This window comes from Nocardia jiangsuensis (genome assembly GCF_042650385.1).
Classification (GTDB): domain Bacteria; phylum Actinomycetota; class Actinomycetes; order Mycobacteriales; family Mycobacteriaceae; genus Nocardia; species Nocardia jiangsuensis.
In genome coordinates this window covers 154,785-174,135 of record NZ_JBHSAX010000017.1, presented here as the reverse complement: position 1 = coordinate 174,135, position 19,351 = coordinate 154,785, and the positions used below count along the sequence as shown (strand labels likewise).

General features: G+C 71.7%; 20 protein-coding genes. 6 read left to right on the top strand and 14 right to left on the bottom strand.

The window, feature by feature from the left end:
- Position 1: 1 nt before the first annotated feature.
- The 3 genes from ACFO0B_RS20280 to purS all read right to left on the bottom strand — a co-directional run bounded on the left by ACFO0B_RS20280 (position 2) and on the right by purS (position 1,607).
- Positions 2 to 424, bottom strand: a complete 423-nt coding sequence (locus ACFO0B_RS20280) for a MarR family winged helix-turn-helix transcriptional regulator (protein ID WP_233021127.1) — start codon at positions 422 to 424, stop codon at positions 2 to 4.
- A gap of 272 nt (positions 425 to 696) precedes the next feature.
- Positions 697 to 1,374 carry a phosphoribosylformylglycinamidine synthase subunit PurQ gene (gene purQ, locus ACFO0B_RS20275; protein WP_378614091.1) on the bottom strand — a complete coding sequence of 226 codons (678 nt, stop codon included), beginning with the start codon at positions 1,372 to 1,374 and terminating at the stop codon, positions 697 to 699.
- Positions 1,371 to 1,607 (bottom strand): phosphoribosylformylglycinamidine synthase subunit PurS, encoded by a 237-nt coding sequence (gene purS / locus ACFO0B_RS20270; protein ID WP_233015803.1) that lies wholly within the window; start codon positions 1,605 to 1,607, stop codon positions 1,371 to 1,373. The genes purQ and purS overlap by 4 nt, the downstream gene beginning before the upstream one ends.
- Before the next feature lie 125 nt (positions 1,608 to 1,732).
- Here purS and ACFO0B_RS20265 point away from each other — a divergent pair, with 125 nt between their 5' ends.
- Complete coding sequence (locus ACFO0B_RS20265) at positions 1,733 to 2,383, top strand: MBL fold metallo-hydrolase (RefSeq protein ID WP_378614090.1); 651 nt, start codon at positions 1,733 to 1,735, stop codon at positions 2,381 to 2,383.
- A gap of 601 nt (positions 2,384 to 2,984) precedes the next feature.
- On the opposite strand, the gene ACFO0B_RS20260 is transcribed toward ACFO0B_RS20265, so the two are convergent.
- Both ACFO0B_RS20260 and ACFO0B_RS20255 read right to left on the bottom strand, forming a co-directional pair.
- Entirely contained in the window at positions 2,985 to 3,689 is a 705-nt protein-coding gene (locus tag ACFO0B_RS20260; RefSeq protein ID WP_378614089.1) for a DUF2334 domain-containing protein, read from the bottom strand.
- 87 nt (positions 3,690 to 3,776) lie between these two features.
- Complete coding sequence (locus ACFO0B_RS20255) at positions 3,777 to 5,933, bottom strand: S9 family peptidase (protein WP_378614088.1); 2,157 nt, start codon at positions 5,931 to 5,933, stop codon at positions 3,777 to 3,779.
- Positions 5,934 to 5,979: 46 nt separating this feature from the next.
- On the opposite strand from ACFO0B_RS20255, the gene ACFO0B_RS20250 reads away from it, so the two are divergent.
- Positions 5,980 to 7,032 (top strand): DUF2330 domain-containing protein, encoded by a 1,053-nt coding sequence (locus ACFO0B_RS20250; RefSeq protein ID WP_378614087.1) that lies wholly within the window; start codon positions 5,980 to 5,982, stop codon positions 7,030 to 7,032.
- Between the two features lies 1 nt (position 7,033).
- On the opposite strand, the gene ACFO0B_RS20245 is transcribed toward ACFO0B_RS20250, so the two are convergent.
- The 4 genes from ACFO0B_RS20245 to ACFO0B_RS20230 form a co-directional block, all read right to left on the bottom strand.
- Positions 7,034 to 7,459 (bottom strand): HIT family protein, encoded by a 426-nt coding sequence (locus tag ACFO0B_RS20245; protein WP_378614086.1) that lies wholly within the window; start codon positions 7,457 to 7,459, stop codon positions 7,034 to 7,036.
- A gap of 7 nt (positions 7,460 to 7,466) precedes the next feature.
- Positions 7,467 to 8,930 carry an adenylosuccinate lyase gene (gene purB / locus ACFO0B_RS20240; protein WP_378614085.1) on the bottom strand — a complete coding sequence of 488 codons (1,464 nt, stop codon included), beginning with the start codon at positions 8,928 to 8,930 and terminating at the stop codon, positions 7,467 to 7,469.
- A 6-nt stretch (positions 8,931 to 8,936) separates the two neighbouring features.
- A complete protein-coding gene (locus ACFO0B_RS20235) occupies positions 8,937 to 9,575 on the bottom strand; it encodes a TetR/AcrR family transcriptional regulator (protein ID WP_378614084.1) in 639 nt (212 codons plus the stop codon).
- Between the two features lie 159 nt (positions 9,576 to 9,734).
- A complete protein-coding gene (locus ACFO0B_RS20230; protein ID WP_378614083.1) occupies positions 9,735 to 10,898 on the bottom strand; it encodes a pyridoxal phosphate-dependent aminotransferase in 1,164 nt (387 codons plus the stop codon).
- Between the two features lie 479 nt (positions 10,899 to 11,377).
- Here ACFO0B_RS20230 and ACFO0B_RS20225 point away from each other — a divergent pair, with 479 nt between their 5' ends.
- Positions 11,378 to 12,250 carry a M23 family metallopeptidase gene (locus tag ACFO0B_RS20225; protein WP_378614567.1) on the top strand — a complete coding sequence of 291 codons (873 nt, stop codon included), beginning with the start codon at positions 11,378 to 11,380 and terminating at the stop codon, positions 12,248 to 12,250.
- On the opposite strand, the gene purD is transcribed toward ACFO0B_RS20225, so the two are convergent.
- Complete coding sequence (gene purD, locus ACFO0B_RS20220; RefSeq protein ID WP_378614082.1) at positions 12,237 to 13,511, bottom strand: phosphoribosylamine--glycine ligase; 1,275 nt, start codon at positions 13,509 to 13,511, stop codon at positions 12,237 to 12,239. The genes ACFO0B_RS20225 and purD overlap by 14 nt on opposite strands.
- Positions 13,512 to 13,605: 94 nt before the next feature.
- Between purD and ACFO0B_RS20215 the strand changes: the two genes are divergently transcribed.
- Positions 13,606 to 13,983 carry a PH domain-containing protein gene (locus ACFO0B_RS20215; RefSeq protein WP_378614081.1) on the top strand — a complete coding sequence of 126 codons (378 nt, stop codon included), beginning with the start codon at positions 13,606 to 13,608 and terminating at the stop codon, positions 13,981 to 13,983.
- A 14-nt stretch (positions 13,984 to 13,997) separates the two neighbouring features.
- Positions 13,998 to 14,423 (top strand): HIT family protein, encoded by a 426-nt coding sequence (locus ACFO0B_RS20210; protein WP_378614080.1) that lies wholly within the window; start codon positions 13,998 to 14,000, stop codon positions 14,421 to 14,423.
- Here ACFO0B_RS20210 and ACFO0B_RS20205 read toward each other — a convergent pair whose 3' ends face one another.
- The 4 genes from ACFO0B_RS20205 to ACFO0B_RS20190 are packed head-to-tail and all read right to left on the bottom strand — an operon-like array spanning position 14,424 to position 18,634.
- Positions 14,424 to 15,293: a short-chain dehydrogenase/reductase gene (locus ACFO0B_RS20205; RefSeq protein WP_378614079.1), complete on the bottom strand. Its 870-nt coding sequence runs from the start codon at positions 15,291 to 15,293 to the stop codon at positions 14,424 to 14,426.
- Positions 15,290 to 16,741: a flavin-containing monooxygenase gene (locus ACFO0B_RS20200; protein ID WP_378614078.1), complete on the bottom strand. Its 1,452-nt coding sequence runs from the start codon at positions 16,739 to 16,741 to the stop codon at positions 15,290 to 15,292. The genes ACFO0B_RS20205 and ACFO0B_RS20200 overlap by 4 nt, the downstream gene beginning before the upstream one ends.
- A 10-nt stretch (positions 16,742 to 16,751) precedes the next feature.
- Positions 16,752 to 17,738 (bottom strand): PDR/VanB family oxidoreductase, encoded by a 987-nt coding sequence (locus ACFO0B_RS20195; protein WP_378614566.1) that lies wholly within the window; start codon positions 17,736 to 17,738, stop codon positions 16,752 to 16,754.
- 35 nt (positions 17,739 to 17,773) lie between these two features.
- On the bottom strand, positions 17,774 to 18,634 hold the full coding sequence (locus tag ACFO0B_RS20190) for a metal-dependent hydrolase (RefSeq protein ID WP_378614077.1): 861 nt from the start codon (positions 18,632 to 18,634) through the stop codon (positions 17,774 to 17,776).
- 97 nt (positions 18,635 to 18,731) lie between these two features.
- On the opposite strand from ACFO0B_RS20190, the gene ACFO0B_RS20185 reads away from it, so the two are divergent.
- A complete protein-coding gene (locus ACFO0B_RS20185; RefSeq protein ID WP_378614076.1) occupies positions 18,732 to 19,331 on the top strand; it encodes a TetR/AcrR family transcriptional regulator in 600 nt (199 codons plus the stop codon).
- Positions 19,332 to 19,351: the final 20 nt, after the last annotated feature.

The window sequence follows — 19,351 nt, the reverse complement described above, 5'->3', positions numbered from 1 at the left end:
ATCAACCGACGGTCTGCGCCACCAGATCCAGCAATCGGAGCAGTTCCGCATATCGCCGCGCCCCGATCCGGGAACGGAGTTGCTGCTCGGCCCGATACTCCTCGGCGCGCACCGCCGCGACCAGCTCGGCGCCCAGCTTGCTGAGCCCGATCAGGATGCGCCGCCGGTCGTCCTCCGCCGCGACGCGGAAGATCAACCCGCGTTCGGCCAGCGCATCGGCGTGCCGAGTCGCCGATGATGGCGGCAACTGCGACTTCGCCGCCAATTCGCTCATCGTGGTCCGGCCGTCGACGGAGAGATTCGACAACATCGACCACTGATCCGGGGAAAGCTGTCGCGCGTACAAAGCGTCGTCCAGGTGACGCACCCAACTCCGCTCCGCGGAACGCAACGCGCCATGCAGCGTGGAATTACCGCCCACCATGGTTTCCACAATTGTCCTGACTGCCTCGAGAATTGGAACGAGGGGAAGACTACCGAACGCGGAAAATTCGCGTGAGCGAGTGGTGTCGGCCGGTCACCGGACACCGCGCGGGTGTCCGAAAAGTCGGCTGTGCCAGTTCAATTCGACTTCCAATACTCGAAATGCAATTTTCAGCGGGAGGATTCGGCACGAACCTCGGAGCACCGGAAACGACACCGGCCCGGACCGCGCGGGAGCGCGATCCGGGCCGGGTGCGGGTAAGTCGTTGCGGCTCAGGCCGCCACGAGCGAGTCGAGGACCGAGAGGAAGAGCCCGAGCCCGTCGTCGCTGGGGCCGGTGAGCGCCTCGGTGGCGTGCTCCGGGTGCGGCATCAGCCCGACCACCCGGCCGTTCGCCGAGGAGATCCCGGCGATGCCGCGCTGCGAGCCGTTCGGGTTGTCGCCGGAGTAGCGGAAGACCACCCGGCCCTCGCCCTCCAGCTGGTCGAGCACCTCGGCCGAGGCCTGGAAGCGGCCCTCGCCGGACTTGAGCGGGACGAGGATCTGCGCGCCCTGCTCGAACCGGGTGGTCCAGGCGGTCGCGGTGGACTCCACGGTCAGCCACTCGTCGCGGCAGACGAAGTGCAGCCCGTCGTTGCGGGTGAGCGCGCCGGGCAGCAGCCCGGCCTCGCACAGCACCTGGAAGCCGTTGCAGATGCCGAGTACCGGCAGGCCCTGGCCCGCGGCGCGCACCACCTCACCCATCACCGGGGCGAACCGGGCGATGGCACCTGCCCGCAGGTAGTCGCCGTAGGAGAAGCCGCCGGGCACGATCACCGCGTCGACCCGCTTGAGATCGGCGTCGGCGTGCCACAGGTGCACCGCCTCGGCGCCGGAGAGCCGCACCGCGCGGGCCGCGTCGACGTCGTCGAGCGTGCCGGGAAAGGTGATCACCCCGATCCGCGCGCTCATGACAGCCGGACGACCTTCCACTCCTCGATGACGGTGTTGGCGAGCAGCGATTCGGCGATCTGCTCGAGCTCGGCGTCGCTCACCGAGTCCTCGACATCGAGCTCGAAGCGCTTGCCCTGCCGCACATCGGACACACCGGCGAATCCCAGGCGGGGAAGCGCACCGACGATGGCCTGACCCTGCGGATCCAGGATCTCGGCCTTCGGCATCACCTCGACCACGACTCGTGCCACGCGTTTTCTCCTCGCGAAGGTTCGGGGGGTTACCGGCACAGCGTAATGGCGGCGGGCGCGGGCTGCTGCCGGGGGGTGCGAGATCACAGCCGGTCACGCCGGTCACCGGCGGCTAGCATCGCCGCATGCGCATAGCTCACTTCGGCCACTCCTGCATCCTCGTCGAGCTGCACGGCACGACAGTGCTGTTCGACCCGGGCACCTTCGCGCACGGGTTCGAGGGCATCACCGGGCTCGACGCCATCGCCGTCACCCACCAGCACCCGGACCACATCGACGGCGACCGGATCGGCGCGCTGATCGACGCCAATCCCGGCGCCCGGCTGCTCTCCGATCCACAGACCGCCGAGCTGCGGCCGGAGCCGTGGGAGGCGGTGCACGCCGGGCAGGTGCTCACCGTCGGCGGGGTCACCGTGACGGGTGGCGGGGGCAGGCACGCGGTGATCCACCCGGAGCTGCCGGTGATCGACAACACCGTCTTCCAGCTCGGCACCCCCGCGGAGCCCGCACAGCTGGTGCACCCCGGCGATTCGCTCTGGGTGCCGCCGAGCCCGGTCGGCGTGCTCGCGATCCCGGCGGCGGCGCCGTGGATGCGGATCAGCGAGGCGGTGGATTATCTGCGCGCGGTTCGCCCGCGGAGCGCGGTGCCGATCCACTATGGGGTGGTCGCGCCGGAGGCGCGGGGGATCTACTTCGGCAGGTTGACTGAAATGGGGCCGGAGGGTACGGAGTTCTCGCTCATCGAGCACGAGGACAGCAGGGAGTTCCCCGGCTGATTCCGGGGCACACCTTCGCAAAACGCAACAGAATATCCGAAATGCGAAATGCACGTGCATTCGCAATTGCGGGGCGCAATTCTTGCCCGGCACGACGGAGCCGCCCCGCACCGGTGATATCCGATGCGGGGCGGCTGGTCGGCGCAGCTAGAGGATCAGAGCGGCAGCTCGGGGGTGCTCGCGCTGAGGGTCGAGACCAGAGTGGTGATCAATTCGAGAAGAGCTTCCAGCATTGCGCTTTCCTTCCTGTCGTCTTGATGCGATTGGATACCGCACTGACAGAATGACACCGATCGACGGGAAGCAAACGCTTTCGACTGAAAATTCTGCGGAATTCTTTTCAGCGTCCTCCGAATTCCACGAATAGAATTCGGAGCGAAGGCGGCCGATCCGACCGAAACGATAGAAATCGCGGCGATCCCGGGTTGCCGGTGTCGTTCCAGCGATTTGCCGGACGTCAGCGCGGAACGATCCGGACACCTGCGTCCGGTATCCGGATGTCGGCTGCGAACACCGACCCGAGGTTCAACTCCCCCGCCGCCGAGGGATCCCGGCATGCCCCGCGTCTCCGTACAGGCCGCGAAACGGACCGCCCGGTCGGTCAGGCTGCGCGTGTCGCGGCGGAGTACGGCTCCCAGCGGTACGGCTGGCCGGTGGCGCCGTGGTAGAGCGCGAGATCGACGGCGTCGAGCACGGCCTGCCGCGGCCCGGAGCGGGCCAGCTGCGCGCCGGAGACGGCGAGCCGCACGACCCCGCCGCGCTTGGCGGTCCGCGCCGCGCCGAGGACCAGCGCCCGGCACCACCACGGCTCGGTGCGGAACCCCTCGCCGATGCCGTACACGCGGGTGCGCTGCGCGCTGTTGCGCTCCAGGTCGATGATCGAGGTCAACCCGAGCGCCAGCCGGAACCCGACATCGGGCAGCGCCTCCATGGCGCCCGCCGAGGCGTCCCAGCGCGGCGCGGCGAAGAGCCGGGTGCGCAGCCCCACCCGCTCCATCACCCGATCCGCCGCCATCAGCCGCAGCCGCGCCTCGTGCCGGGGCAGCGCCCCGAACTCGGCCCGCCTGCGCTTGGTGGCCGCCTGGTCGTAGCCGTGCAGCACGATGGCATCGCCACCGGCGCGCCGCCCGCGCAGCCAGGCCAGCGTGGCCGGGTCATCGGTCAGCTTGTAGCCGCCTTTGAGCCGCGGCGCGACGAGCAGCGACAGCGGGACGCCGCGGTCGTCCATCTCGGCCGCGAACTCGATCGCGGCGTCCCGGGTGGTGTCCCGGATGCCGGATACGGAGACGATCAGCTCGGCAGTCATACCCGCAACGGTGACAGGACGACATGTCCGCGGCGTGCAGCCGGGATGACGCCGAAACCAACACCGGTCACATACCGGTGCGCTCCGCTATGACGGCGCCACCTTGCCCAGCCCGACGGTGTCCAGCACCCAGGCGTACTCGAAGGCGACTTCCTTCCACTTCTCGTAGCGCCCGCTGACCCCGCCGTGCCCAGCGCTCATCTCGGTCTTGAGCAGCAGCGGGGCGTCGCCGGTCGCGACCGCGCGCAGCCGCGCGACCCACTTGGCCGGCTCCACGTAGAGCACGCGGGTGTCGTTCAGGCTGGTGATGGCGAGGATCGCCGGGTAGTTCTTGGCCTCGACGTTCTCGTACGGCGAGTAGGACTTCATGTACGCGTAGACCTCGGGGTCGGCGAGCGGGTTGCCCCACTCGTCCCACTCGATCACCGTGAGCGGGAGCGAGGGGTCCAGGATCGAGGTCAGCGGGTCGACGAAGGGCACGTTGGCGAGGATGCCCGCGAAGAGTTCGGGCGCGAGGTTGGCGACCGCGCCGACCAGCAGCCCGCCCGCGCTGCCGCCGTCGGCGACAAGCCGGTCCGCGCTGGTGCGGCCGGTGTCGATGAGGTGGCGGGCCGCGGCGACGAAGTCGGTGAAGGTGTTCTTCTTGCGCAACGTCTTGCCGTTCTCGTACCAGAGCCGGCCCATCTCGCCGCCGCCGCGCACGTGCGCCACCGCGAAGATCATGCCGCGGTCGAGCAGCGAGAGCCGGGAGACCGAGAAGCCGGGGTCGATGCTGGCCTCGTAGGAGCCGTAGCCGTAGAGCAGCAGCGGCGCCGCGGTGCCCGGCTGCACCGCGTCCCTGCGCCAGACCAGCGAGATCGGGATGCGGGTTCCGTCATCGGCGACCGCCCAGTCCCGGCGCTGCTCGTAGCGCGCCGGGTCGTACCCGCCGAGCACCGGCTGCTCCTTGCGCAGCAGCAACTCGCCGGTGTCGGGGGCGTAGTCGAAGACCTGGGTCGGGGTGGTGAACGAGGTGAGCCCGATGCGCAGCGTCGGCTGCTCCCACTCCGGGTTGGCGCCGAGCCCGACGGCGAAGAGCGGCAGGTCGAACTCGAGTTCGCGGCGCTCGCCGTAGCCGTCGGGGGTGAGCGGCCAGACCGCGAGCCTGCTCAGCGCCTCGCGGCGGTAGCCGAGCACCAGGTGGCCGGCGAAGGCGTCGACGTCCTCCAGCCGGACGTCGTCACGGTGCTCGATGAGCAGGGTGAGCGCGGAGGGGTCGCTGACCGGCGCCTCGGCGAGCACGAAGTTCTCCGCCTTCACCCCGTCGACCACGTCGTTGTGCAGGACCAGGAACCGGTCCTCGCCCGCGACCACCGCGTGCTCGACGCCGTACTCGACACCCTCGCGGCGCGGCAGGATCACCCGGAACTCGCCCTCCGGGTCGGCCGACTCCAGCATCCAGCCCTCGCTGGTGATCTTGGAGGCGACCCAGATCAGCAGGTACTTCTCCGAGCGGGTGGTGCCGATGCTCACCCAGTACCGCTCGTCCGGCTCGTGGAACACCTTGACGTCGTCCGCGGCGGCGGTGCCGAGCCGGTGCCGCCAGACGGTGTCGGGGCGCCAGGAGTCGTCCACGGTCTGGTAGAAGATGTGCGTGCCGTCCAGCGACCAGGTGGCGCCGGGCGCGGTGCCGGGGATCTCGTCGCCGAGCTGCTCGCCGGTGCGCAGGTCGAGGAAGCGCAGCAGGTAGCGCTCGTCGCCCACGGTGTCGGTGGAGTAGGCGAGCAGGGTGCCGTCGTTGCTCACCGAGAAGGCGCCGAGCGCGAAGAAGTCGTGCCCCTCGGCCAGCACGTTGCTGTCCAGCAGCACCTGCTCGCCCGGAATCTCGGCGCCGACCTCCAGCTCCGGCGGAGTCCAGGCGTCCAGCCCGGCGGCGGCCGGGTCGACCGGGCAGCGGCAGTGCACGCCGTACTGCTTGCCCTCGAAGCTGCGCGAGTAGTACCAGTACTGCCCGAGCCGGGTCGGGACCGAGAGGTCGGTCTCCTGGGTGCGGCCCTTGATCTCCTCGAAGACGGCGGTGCGCAGCTCGGCCAGGTGCGCGGTGTTCGCCTCGGTGTAGGCGTTCTCCGCCTCCAGGTGGGCGATCACCTCGGGGTCGTCCTTGTCGCGGAGCCACTCGTACTCGTCGATCACGACATCGCCGTGCTGCACGCGCTCGGTCGGCACGGTCTTCGCGACGGGGGGCGGCACACTCTCGACAGACATGCGCACCACCCTACTGTCGCGAAGCCGCCATGATTAGGCTCGCTCCATGCCTCTCGCCGCACCCCCCCGTCCGGCCGGTGTGCTGGCAGCCCTGCTCCTCGCGGTGGCCGCGCTGACCGGCGGCGCCGCCGTCCCGGCGGCGGCCTGTGCCTGCGGCGCCGTCGCGGGCACCGGCGAGATCGCCACGGTGAACGACGAAGTGGCGCTGGTGCACTGGGACGGCGCGCGGCAGACCATCCTCATGCGGCTCGCGCTGCGCGCCGACGGCGACCGCGCCGCCCTCGTCATCCCGACCCCGGCCCCCGCCACGGTGAGCGCGGGCTCCGCGGACACCTTCACCGAGCTGGAGCGCCGCACCGCGCCCGAGATCGTCACCGAGCGGGAATTCTTCGGCTCCGGCGAGTTCGACGGGCTGAGCTCGGGCGCCGCCCCCGGCACCGGCCCGACCGTGCTGAAGCAGGTGACGCTCGGCCCGCTCGAGGCGACCACGCTGGCGGGCGGCGGCCTCGACGGCGTGCGGAATTGGTTGCGCGACAACGGCTATCGCATGCGACCCGAGGTGGTCGAGACGCTCGCGCCGTACCTGGCGGAGGGGTGGTCGTTCGTCGCCATCCGGCTCACCGGCGCGGACGGGCTCGACGGCGCGCTCGACCCGGTGCGGCTCACCTTCGACGCCTCCGCCCCGGTCTACCCCATGCGCATGTCGTCGGCGGCGACGCTGCCGCAGTCGGTGCGGCTCTACGTGCTCGGCGAGCACCGGGTGCGCCGCGCCGACCCGGATGCCGCGCACCAGTTCACCGAGGTCGAGTTCGCCGGGCGGCTGGACGAGACCGACGACCCGCTGCTCCGCGAGCTCACCGCCGGTGGCACCGACTACCTCACCGAACTGGCCGTCTCGATCGCCGAGCCGGCCCGCATCACCGGCGACTTCACCTTCGCCGATGCCGACTCCGACGCCGATTACCGGGAGCGGATCACCCGCACCGAGCAGGCGGAGGTGCTCGGCGCCCCGGCCGGGCCGGTGATCCTCGGCGCCGCGCTGCTCGCCGTCACGCTGGTGGTGATCGCGGTGCTCCGGGTCTTCCGCAGGCCGCGCTGAGCTACCCGCGGGTGAGCGCCCCGCGGATGGAACCGGCGAGGTAGTCCAGGTCGGCGCGCGGCGGGCTGGTCGCCCGCGCGCGCAGCCCGAACCCGTCGCCCGGTGTGCGCGGGATGACGTGCAGGTGCACGTGGAACACCTCCTGGCCAGCGGTCACCCCGTCGGCCAGGAAGAAGTTGACCCCGTCGCAGCCGACCTCGCTGCTCCGCAGCGCCGCCGCCAGCCGCTGCCCCACCTGGAACAGTTTCCCGCCGAGCGCCGGATCTAGCTCGGCGAGGTTGCGCGCGACCACCTTCGGCACCACCAGCAGGTGGCCGGGGGTGACCGGGCGGATGTCGAGGAAGGCGAGCACGTCGGGGTCGTCGTACACCACGCTGGCCGGGGCGCGCCCGGCGATGATGTCGGCGAAGATCGTGTACGGGTTCACGGCGTGCTCAGAGGATCGGCGCGGGGGTGTAGCGGGCCGCGTCCGGGTAGCGCGCGACCAGCTCCTCGACCGCCGCGACGACCGCACCGGTCTGCGCCTCGGCGGCGCCGACGAAGGCCGACTTGTCGGCGAGCGCGGCGTCCAGCGCGGCGCGGTCCAGCGGCAGCCGGTCGTCGGCGGCCAGCCGGTCCAGCAGGTCGGGCTCGCGCCCCTGCTCGCGCATGGCCAGCGCCACCGCGACCGCGTGCTCCTTGATGGCCTCGTGCGCGGTCTCCCGCCCGACCCCGGCGCGCACCGCCGCCATCAGGATCCGGGTGGTGGCGAGGAACGGCAGGTAGCGGTCGAGTTCCCTGGCGACCACCGCCGGGTAGGCGCCGAACTCGGCGAGCACGGTCAGGAAGGTCTCCATCATGCCGTCGATGGCGAAGAAGGCGTCCGGCAGCGCGACCCGGCGCACCACCGAGCAGAAGACGTCGCCCTCGTTCCACTGCGCCCCCGCCAGCTCGGCGGCCATCGAGGCGTACCCACGCAGCACCACCTGCAGGCCGTTCACCCGCTCACAGGAGCGGGTGTTCATCTTGTGCGGCATGGCCGAGCTGCCCACCTGCCCGGGCTGGAAACCCTCGGTGACCAGCTCGTGCCCGGCCATCAGCCGCACGGTGTGCGCGAACGACGACGGCCCGGCGCCCACCTGCACCAGCGCGGAGAGCACGTCGTGGTCGAGCGAGCGCGGGTACACCTGGCCGACGCTGGTCAGCACGGTGGCGAAGCCGAGGTGCGTGGCGACCTGGCGCTCCAGCCGGGCCAGCTTCTCCGGGTCGCCGCCGAGCAGGTCGAGCATGTCCTGCGCGGTGCCCATCGGGCCCTTGATCCCGCGCAGCGGGTAGCGGTCGATGAGCTCACGCAGCCGGGTGAGCGCGATCAGCAGCTCGTCGGCGGCCGAGGCGAAGCGCTTGCCGAGCGTGGTGGCCTGCGCGGCGACATTGTGCGAGCGCCCGGCCATGACGAGGGCGCGGTACTCGGCGGCGCGCTCGGCCAGCCTGGCCGCGACCGCGACGCCGTGCGTGTGCACGTGCTCCAGCGAGAGCCGGATCTGCAGCTGCTCCACGTTCTCGGTGAGGTCGCGGCTGGTCATGCCCTTGTGCACGTGCTCGTGGCCGGCCAGGGCGTTGAACTCCTCGATCCTGGCCTTGACGTCGTGCCTGGTGACGCGCTCGCGGGCGGCGATCGAGCCGAGGTCGACCTGATCGATGACCCGCTCGTAGTCGGCGACCACCTCGGCGGGCACGTCGACGCCGAGCTCGGACTGCGCGCGCAGCACCTCGAGCCACAGCCTGCGCTCCAGCACGATCTTGTTCTCCGGCGACCACAGCCGCACCAGCTCGGGCCCGGCGTAGCGGGTCGCGAGCACGTTGGGCACCCGGCCGGGCGCGGTGTTCTCGGGTGCGGGGGCGGTCTCGGCAGTGGTCACGTCCGGTCAGTCTAGTGACCGCGGCCGATCGGGCTGCTGGGACGTCGGCGGGGCGACGATGTCGATCACCTCGAGCAGGGCGCCGCGCGCCGCCCGGCGCGGCTCCGGGTTCATCTCGCCGAGCGCGGCGACCACGGCGCCGTCCACCACCGCGACCAGCCTGCGCAGCTGCTCCTGCCTGACCACCCGGTCGGAGCGGCGCAGCACGTCGGCGAGCAGCTCGTCGAGTTGCTGGCGTAGTCGGAGCTGGACGCCGCGTAGCTCGGGGTGCCTGGCGGAGGCGACCGAGCGCTCGTAGCGGGCGATCAGCCTGCCGCGCGCGCCGTCGTCGGTGCCCTCCGGGCCGATCAGCAGGTCCAGCACCAGGTCGACGGTCGCCTCGGCGCCGCGGCGGCGGTGGCTCACCTCGCCGACCCGCCTGCGCATGCCGTCGACTTCGGCGTTGCCCGCGAACTCGACCGCGCGCGCGATCAGATCTTCGAGGGATTCGAAGTAATACGTCGTCGATGCCAGTGGCAGGTCGGCGCGGGTTGCGACCGATCGGTGCCGCACCGCCTCGAAACCGCCTTCGAGCAGGAGGTCTGCGGCGGCTGCAACCAGAGCCTGGCGACGCCGTTCGCCTTTCGGGGTCGTCGCGATTATCACCGTGCCATCGTGCCAGTCGTCATCAATACATCCGTGCGAAATCGAAAGAGGAAGAACACAGTTACCCGATTTTTACCCACTCGAGCCGCCTTCGGTGCCGTACCGCGCAAAGTTGTTGCCAGTCAGCTACTTCGGACAAAGCCACTGAGACACGATGTTTCAGCGCGTCAGGTAGGGGCCGAGCCGGGCCAGCGCCGCCTCGATGTCGGCTGTGGCCCCGGCAAACGAGAAGCGAACCGTGCGGTGCCCGCGCGCGGTGTCGAAATCGAGTCCGGGCGCCAGCGCGACGCCGGTGTGCGCGAGCACCTCCGCGCACCAGGCCAGCGAATCCCTGGTGTGGTGCCCCACGTCGGCGTAGGCGTAGAAGGCGCCGTCGGCCGGGGCCAGATCGGTGATCCCGATCTTCGGCAACCCCTCGAGCAGCAGTCTCCGGTTCACGGCGTAGCGCCGCACGTGGCCGTCGAGCTCCTGCTTCGCCTCCGTGCCGAAGGCGTGCACCGCCGCGTACTGCGAGATCGCGGGCGGGCAGACCGTCATGTTCGAGGCCAGCCGCTGCAGCGCGGGGCGCAGCCCGGCGGGGGCGAGCATCCAGCCGAGCCGCCAGCCGGTCATCGAGAAGTACTTCGACACCGAGCCGATCACCACCGCTTCCCTGGAGGTCTCCCAGGCCGACGAGGTGCCGCCGATGCTGTCGGAGTAGGTGATGCCGTGGTAGATCTCGTCCGAGATCAGCAGGGTGCCGTTCGCCTCGCACCAGCGGGCCAGCGCGGCCAGCTCGGCCGGGTCGATCATGGTTCCGGTTGGGTTGGCCGGGCTGGCGACCACCAGCCCGGCCGGTGGCTCGGGCAGCGCCGCCAGCATGGCGACCGTCGGCTGGAACCTGGTCTGCTCGCCGCAGTCGAGCTCGAGCACCCGGCAGCCGAGCGCGGTGAGGGTGTTGCGGTAGGCGGGGTAGCCGGGGCGGGCCACCACCACCGTGTCGCCCGGGTCGAAGGCGGCCAGGAAGAGCAGGGTGAAGGCGCCGGAGGAGCCGGTGGTCACCACGACGTCGTCCGGGTCGACAGGGTAGCCGTAGGTGGCGGTGTGGTGCTCGGCGACGGCTTCGCGCAGCGGCAGGATGCCGAAGGTCTCGGTGTAGCCGAGCAGCTCGGTGCCGAGGGCCGCTCCGGTGGCGCGCAGCACCGGCGCCGGGGCGGGGGTCGAGGGCTGCCCCGCGGCGAGTACCAGCACGTCACCGTGGCTGCGGGCGCGCGCGGCTGCGGCCTTCCAGACGTCCATGACGTAAAAAGGGGGGATGGTCGACCGGCGCGATTGCATGGACACCCGTCCGACGGTAGAGCACCCGTCCGCGGGTAGCCGGGGTTATGGTCGGCGCAATGGACGATGAGGCGCGCCGCCCCCGCCTCGACCGCGCCGGGGCCACCGGGGGCACCGTGATCGTCCCGCCGGACTGGCGGAACCGGTGGCGGCGGGGGAAGTCGGCTGCGCCGGAGCCGGCGGAGAACGGGGCCGGGGGTCCGGCGGAGAACGGCGAGGCGCCGGGCGCCGTCCCCCGTGACTCCAGCGCGGACGAGCCGCATTCGAACTCGAGCGCGAGTGCCGACGATGCGACGGAGATCGGCGAGTCCGTCGCGGGCGAACGCGACGAGATCAGTGCGGGCGCGCACGACTCCAACGCGGGCGGGGGCGACTCCAACGCGGGCGAGGGCGACGACGCCGAGCGCAACCATTCCGCGGCGGACACCGAGCGCGTGCCTGCGACGGCAACCCGCCCCGCCGGGCTCCGCGCCCGTGACCCCGGCATCTGGGCCGGCTGGTCCACCCTGGAAACCCTGCGGCACGACGCCGCCGCCACCCTCCGCGAGGCCCCGACCCCCCGCGAACTCTGGCAGCGCCGCCCCACCCGCGACGAACTGCTCACCCGAGCCAAGGATCACCGCTACCTCATCGCGGGTCTGCTGGTGCTCCTCGTCCTCGCCGCGGGCGACACCGCGAACAACGGCGCCATCGTGAACCGCCCCCTCGCCCCCGGCGAAGCCCAGCGCGTCGCCTTCCCCTACCCCCCGCAGGTCCAGACCTCGACCCCGTCGATCCGCCGCCTCCTCGACGCCGTCGCCAACGGCGAACGCCTGCGCGAGCAGGCCGTCGTGGCCGCAGCCGCCCGCGCCACCCTGGAGCGCGCCCGCGCCGAGGCCGCCGCGGCCGCCGCGGGCGAACCGGTCCCCTGGCTCACCACCGGCATCGCCCCGGTCCCCGGCAGCACGCCCGGCTCGGTGATCCCCGGCCCCGGCGGCCTAGTCCTCCCCGCCCGCGGCCTGTTCACCAGTGGTTTCGGCTCCCGCTGGGGCACCATGCACCAGGGCATCGACATCGCCGGCCCGATCGGCTCACCGATCTACGCGGTCGCCAACGGCACCGTCGTCGACGCGGGCCCGGCCCAGGGCTTCGGCCTGTGGGTGCGGATCAGGCACGACGACGGCACCATCTCCGTCTACGGCCACATGTACGACTTCTTCGTCTCGGTCGGCGAGCGGGTGCCCGCGGGCATGCAGATCGCCCGCATCGGCAACCGCGGCGACTCCACCGGCCCGCACCTGCACTTCGAGGTGATCGAGGGCGGCCAGCACGTCGACCCGCAGCGCTGGTTCGCGCTCCGCGGCCTCAGCTTGAACTGAGCGCGATCCGGTTCTGCACCGCGCCGAGCCCGATATCGGTGCGGTAGTGGCTGCCCGGCAGCTTGATCGAGCTGATCCGCGCGTACGCCTGCTCCCGCGCGGCGGCCAGGTCGGCGCCGGTGCCGACCACGCTCAGCACCCGGCCGCCCGCCGAGACCAGCGCACCGTCGCGCAGCGCGGTCCCGGCGTGCAGCACGGTCGCCTCGTCCGGGCCGGTCTCGCCCGCCCCGGCGACGACGTCGCCGAGCCGGGGGTGCGCGGGGTAGTTCTCGGCGGCGAGCACGACGGTCACCGCGGCGCCGTCGGCCCAGCGCGGCGCGGGCAGCTCCGCGAGCCGCCCGGTGGCGGTGGCGTGCAGCAGCTCGCCGAGCGGGCTCTCCAGCAGCGCGAGCACCGCCTGGGTCTCCGGATCGCCGAAGCGGCAGTTGAATTCGACGACGGCGGGCCCGGCCGCGCCCATGGCGAGCCCGGCGTAGAGCAGCCCGGAGAAGGCCGCGTCCCTGCGCACCAGCTCGGCCGCGACCGGCGCGACCACGTCACGCACGATCTCCTCGACCGCGCCGGCGGGCAACCAGGGCAGCGGCGTGTAGGCGCCCATGCCTCCGGTGTTCGGGCCGCTGTCGCCGTCGCCGACCCGCTTGTGGTCCTGCGCGGGCAGCAGCGGCACCACCGTCTCCCCGTCGACCAGGCAGAACAGCGACACCTCCGGCCCGTCCAGGAACGACTCCAGCAGCACCGGGTGCCCCTGCTCCAGCAGCTCGGCGCCGTGGTCGCGGGCGGCCGAGCGGTCCGGCGTCACCACGACGCCCTTGCCCGCGGCCAGCCCGTCGTCCTTGACCACCCAGGTGGGGCCGAAGCGGTCCAGCGCGGCGTCCAGGTCGGCGGGGGTGTCCACGATCTCGCTGTGCGCGGTGCGCACCCCCGCGGCGGCCATGACGTCCTTGGCGAACGCCTTGGACCCCTCGATCCGCGCGGCCGAGGCCGACGGGCCGAAGCAGGCGATCCCGGCCGCCCGCACCGCGTCGGCGACGCCGAGCACCAGCGGCACCTCGGGGCCGATCACCACCAGGTCGGCGTCGATCTCGCGGGCCAGCGCCGCCACCGCCTCCCCGGACGACGGGTCGACCGGCCGCAGCTCGGCGTGCTGGGCGATGCCCGCGTTGCCCGGCGCGACGACGACCGCCGTCACCGCCGGGTCCCTGCGCAGGGCGAGGACGAGGGCGTGTTCACGGGCTCCGGAACCGATGACGAGTGCGCGCACGCGCAACAGAGTAGAGGACGAAGGTGTCCTGCTCGCAGGCATAGTGGAGAGGGGGCGCCACCGCGCCGCCGCTGGACCGGGACGGGGAGATCCGATGGGCTTCATCGACGGAATCATGGGCAACGCGGGCAGCGTGGATCCCGCACGGGCGCAGCAGGAGTACGGGCGGCTGCTCGGCAACGGAGAGCAGATCTACTCGGCCTACATCCTGGTGCGCGACGCCATGCTCTTCACCAACCGCAGGCTGATCCTGGTCGACAAACAGGGGCTCTCCGGGCGCAAGGTGAGCTACCACAGCGTGCCGTACCGCTCGATCACGCACTTCGCGGTGGAGACCGCGGGCACCTTCGACCTCGACGCCGAGCTGGTCATCTGGATCTCCGGCGCGGCCGAGCCGCTGCAGAAGAAGTTCAACCGGCAGGTCGACATCTACGAGGTGCAGGGCGTCCTGTCGCACTTCGTCGGCGTCTGACTACGCTGCCGGGCATGGCTTCCGTATTCAGCGCGATCATCGCCGGTGACCTGCCCGGGCGCTTCGTCTGGGAAGACGACGAGTTCGTCGGGTTCCTGACCATCGCGCCGGTCACCCAGGGCCACGTGCTCGTGGTGCCGCGCAAGGAGATCGACCAGTGGCAGGACGTCGACGCCGACGTCTTCGCCCGGATCAGCGGCGTCGCGCAGACCGTCGGCAAGGCCGTGCGCGCGGCGTTCGACGCGCCGCGCGCCGGGCTGCTGATCGCCGGACTGGAGGTGCCGCACCTGCACGTGCACGTCTTCCCGGCCTTCGACATGGGCAACTTCGACATCTCCGGCGCCGACCCGAACCCGAGCGCCGAATCGCTGGACGAGGCGCAGGTGAAGATCAAGTCCGCGCTGCGCGACCTCGGCTTCTCCGACAACGTCCCGGACTGACTACCCGCGCACCCGCTGCTCCACCGCGTGCAGCAGCGCGTGCAGCCCGCGGTCCCTGGTCAATTGGGCGTCCAGCGCGACGTTGATCGCCCCGCGCAGCAGCGCGTACGGTTCCCAGCCCGCGGGCGCGACGGTGCGCGGCGCCCGCCGCTCGATGCCGTCCGCGATCACCCGCGCGGCCTCGGCACCGCTGATCCTGACGTTCAGCGGCCAGGGCAGCAGCGCCTCCACCCGGCGGCCGAGGTCGTCGTTGTCCAGCGTCTCGTGCGTCATGGCGGTGTCGACGATGCCGAAGTAGGCGACCCCGGCGGTGGCGCCGTGCGCGGCCAGCTCCACCCGCAGCGCCCGGCCCAGCTGCTCAACCGCGGCCTTGCTGATCATGTACGGCGAACCGGCCATGCCGGGCGCGAAGGCCGCGCAGGACGAGACAACGACCACGTGTCCCCGGCTCGCCACGATGGCGTCCAGCGCGGGCTTGACGGTGTTGAACGCGCCGGTCAGGTTCACCCCGAGCACGGTGTCGAAGACGGCGGGGTCCATGGTGCGCAGCGTGGCGGGCTTCGGCACGATGCCCGCGTTGGCGACCACCACGTCCAGCCCGCCGAACCGCTCCAGCACCCGCTCGACCACGGCGGCCATGGCCGCCCGGTCGGTGACGTCGGCGCCGAAGGCGGCGGCCCTGCTGCCGAGCGCCGCGGCCGCCGCTTGTGCACCCACCTCGTCCACGTCGACCAGCGCGACGACCGCGCCGCGCCGGTGCAGCACCGTGGCCAGCTCCCGGCCGATGCCCTGCGCCGCCCCGGTGATCAGGACGACCTGCCCGCGAACCCGGTGGTCGGGCTCGGTGACCCGGAACAGTCCGCGGATCATGCGCTCACCTCGTAGGAGTCGATGTCGAAACGGCTGGTGCGGCGGCGGTATTCGAAGCTCCAGTTCGGGTAGAGCCCGGAGTTGGCGCCGTCCGCGGTGGTGTAGTAGCTGTCGCAGCCGCCGGTCAGCCAGACCGTGTCGGCGCTGCGGCGGCGCATCTCCGCCAGGAACTCGGTCTGCACCTCGGGCCGCAGCTCCACCCGCCGCGCGCCCGCCCGCTGCGCGGTGCGCAGCGCGTCGACGATGTAGCCGATCTGCGACTCGATCATGAAGATGGCGGACTGGTTGCCCGCCGCCCCGAACGGGCCGAGCGTGCTGAAGAAGTTCGGGAACCCGGCCACCGCGATACCGAGGTAGCTCTGCGGCTCGTCCAGGTAGAGTTCGGCGATGCTGCGCCCGTCCCGGCCGATGTACCTGCTGTACACGCTGGGGGTCGGGGTGAAGCCGGTGCCGTAGACGATGGTGTCGATCGGCCGCTCGGTGCCGTCCCGCAGCACGATCGAGCGCGCCCGCACCTCGGCGATGCCGGTGGTCACCACGTCGACGTTCGGCGCGGTGAGCGCCGGGAAGTAGGCGTCGGAGAAGATGGCGCGCTTGCAGCCGATCATGTAGTCCGGGGTGACGAGGGCGCGTAGCGCGGGATCGGCGATCTGCCTGCGCAGCTGGAACCGCCCGAGCGCCTCGTAGAGGTGCCGGAACCGCTTGTCCACCAGCGAGACCAGCCCGAACCCCTCGATGGCGGTGTACCAGCCCGCGCGGATCGCCCGGCGCAGCAGCGGCACCCGGCGCAGCAGCAGCCGCTCCGCGCCGAGCGTCGCCCGGTCCATCCGCGGCACGATCCACGGCGCCGAGCGCTGGAAGACCGTCAGCTTCGCGACCTTCGGCTGGATCTCCGGCACGAACTGCACCGCGGAGGCGCCGGTGCCGATCACCGCGACCCGCTCGCCGGTGAGGTCGTGATCGTGATCCCAGTGCAGCGAGTGGAAGGCGGTGCCCTCGAAGGTCTCCAGTCCGGGCAGGTTCGGGTACTTGGCCTCGGCGAAGACGCCTGCCGCCGAGATCAGGAAGTCGGCCGTGCGCTGCCCGCGCGAGGTCTCGACCCGCCAGAGCGCGGCCTCCTCGTCCCAGCGCGCGTCCTCGAGTTCGGTGCGGAATTCGATGTGCCGCAGCACATCGTGCCGCTCGGCGACCCGGCGCAGGTAGGCCAGGATCTCCGGCTGCCTGCCGTAGGTGCGCGACCAGTCCGGGTTCGGCGCGAACGAGTAGCTGTACAGGTGCGATGGCACGTCGCAGGCGGCGCCCGGGTAGGTGTTGGCCTGCCAGGTGCCGCCCAGCTCGTCGGCGCGCTCCAGCACCGCGAGGTCGTCGAAGCCCGCCTCGCGCAGCTTGATCGCCAGCCCGATGCCGCCGAAGCCGGCACCGACGATCAGCACGTGGTTGTGTTCCATCGGTTTCCTCTCAGCGGTCGAGTACGAGGGCGTCACCCGCCGCGCGGGAGACGCACGGGCGGATTCGGTCCGGCCTGGCCAGCGCGGCTGGCACCCGGTCGCGGTGCTCGACCGCGCCGGAGAGCACCCTGGTCTCGCAGCTGCCGCAGAAGCCCTGCCTGCACGAGTAGGGCACCCGCGGGTCCACCCGCTGGATCGCGGCCAGCGCGGTCTCGGTGGCGCCGACCCGGACCGTGCGGCCGGTGCGCGCCAGCGTGAGGTCGAATTCCCGGCCGCCATCGACCGGCGCGGGCGCGAAGCGCTCCACGTGCAGCGACCCGGTGGGGTTGCTGTCGAAGGCCAGCCGTTGCGCGGCGGTGAGCATGCCGGGTGGGCCGCAGACGTAGACCGCCGCGCCCGGCTCGGCCTCGCCGAGCAGCTCGGCGAGGTCCGGCGGGCCGAACTCGTCGTCCGGGCGCACCTCGGCGCCGGTCAGCTCCGCCAGGAACGGCATCCGGTCCCGGCTGCTGCCCAGGTAGACCAGCCGCCCGCGGGCACCGGCCGCCCGCACCATCGGCAAGATCGGCGTGATCCCGATACCACCCGCGATGAACAGGTAGGACGGCGCCTCGACGAACCCGAAGGCATTGCGCGGCCCGCGAATCCGCAGCACCGAGCCGGCCCGCAGCCGCTCGTGCACCTCGCGCGAGCCGCCGTCACCGTCCGGGATGAGCCGCACCGCGATCCGGTAGCGGAAGCGGTCGCGCGGATTGCCGCAGAGCGAGTAGCGGCGCTGCCTGCCCGAGGGCAGGAACAGCTCCAGGTGCGCGCCGGGCCGCCAGACCGGGAGCACGCCGCCGTCCGGCGCGCGCAGCGTCAGCGCGACGACGTCCAGCGCGACCTGCTCCACCGCCTCGACCACCACGTCCCGGTCGAAGCCGCTGTTCCGCACCGGCTGCGGGCTGGAGAGCAGCGGTGCCACCGCCCCCGCGACGAACACCTGCTTGTAGAGGTCCATCGCGGTGCCGAGCAGCCGCAGCGCGCCGGGGGCTGTCACGAGTGCGCCCTGGCCGCGGGTGAGTGCGCCAGGTAGCGCAGCGCCTTGTCCATCGGCCCCAGCTGCGAGGGGTGGAAGCCCGGGCGCAGGTAGCGGGGCAGCTCGGAGAAGAAGACGGTCCAGCTCGGCACCACCCCGCGCAGCGTCGCGCCGACGAACTGCGACCCCCAGAACCGGCCCTTGTCCGGCGACGGATCCTTCCGGTACAGGTACGCCGTCGAGATGATGAAGAGCGGCAGCAGCGTCGCGCTCGCCAGCACCGCCGTGCGCGCCTTCCGCGCGTAACCGCCGTCCAGGTACATGTAGGCGTCGTAGACCACGCTCCGGTGCTCGACCTCCTCGGCCCCGTGCCAGCGCACGAGGTCGAGCATGGCCGGGTGCATGTTCTTCTCGGCGAGCACGTCCGCGTTCAGCAGCCACTCCCCGATCACCGCGGTGTAGTGCTCCATCCCCGCGAAGAGCCCGAGGCGCTCCCTGAGCCACTCCTCCTTGGCCCGCCCGTCCAGCCCGTGGTCGCCGAGCAGCCGGTCGACGAGCCAGCCGATCCTGCCGACGAAGGACTCCACGTCCAGCCCGAGCGACTGCAGGTGCCTGCGCGCCGCCTCGTGGGAATCGGCGTGCGTGGTCTCCTGACCCACGAACCCCTGCACCTCCTCGCGCAGCCGCGGATCGTGGATGGACGGGAGCGCCTCGCTGAGCGCCTGCGCCATCGCCCGCTCCCCCTCCGGCAGCACCAGGTGCATGACGTTCACGATGTGGGTGGCCAGGACCTCACCCGGAATGTAGTGCAGCGGCACCGAATCGAAGTCGAACCGCACATCGCGGGCCTCGATCGCGTGCGCCTCTGTTTCAGCCATGAGCCGACCGTACAGTGCAACAAACTACATTTCAATGTTGCGGCAACAATTCAACGACAAATGTTGCACCGGCGTTGGGTTCTGCTAGCGTCGAGGGGTGTCCGCCTCCCTCGAGAACGCCGTCTCCGACACCGTCGAAACGCGGATCCTGGATGCCGCGCTCACCCGCTTCCAGGCCGTCGGCGTGAAGAAGACGACGATCGAGGATGTCGCCAGGGAAGCCGGCGTCGACCGGGTCACCGTCTACCGCCGCATGGGCTCCCGCGACGACCTGGTGCAGGCCGTCGTCAGCCGCGAGGTCGGCACGGTCCTGGCGGAGATCGCCGCCATCGCCGAGCGCCACGACACCATCGACGACCTGGTCGTCGACATCTTCGTCACCGTCATCGGCCGCTGGCGCAGCAATCCGCTCGCCCAGCGGATGTTGTCGCTGGAACCCGAGCGCGTGGTCCTGAAGCTGACCTTCGAGGGCGCCACCACCTTCGCCATGTCCATCGCCGCCACCGCCGCCGCCCTCCAGCGCGCCGCCGACCGCGGGCTCATCGTCTCCCCCGACGACCCCGTCACCCGTGCCGAAATCGTCTGTCGCATCGTGCATTCGCTGATCCTCGCCCCGCACGGAAGTCGCGATCTCTCGACGGAAGCGGAGCTCGACGAGTTCGCCCGCCGCTACCTGGTCCCGATCATCACCGGCTGAGGATTTCTGCCAGACTCGTT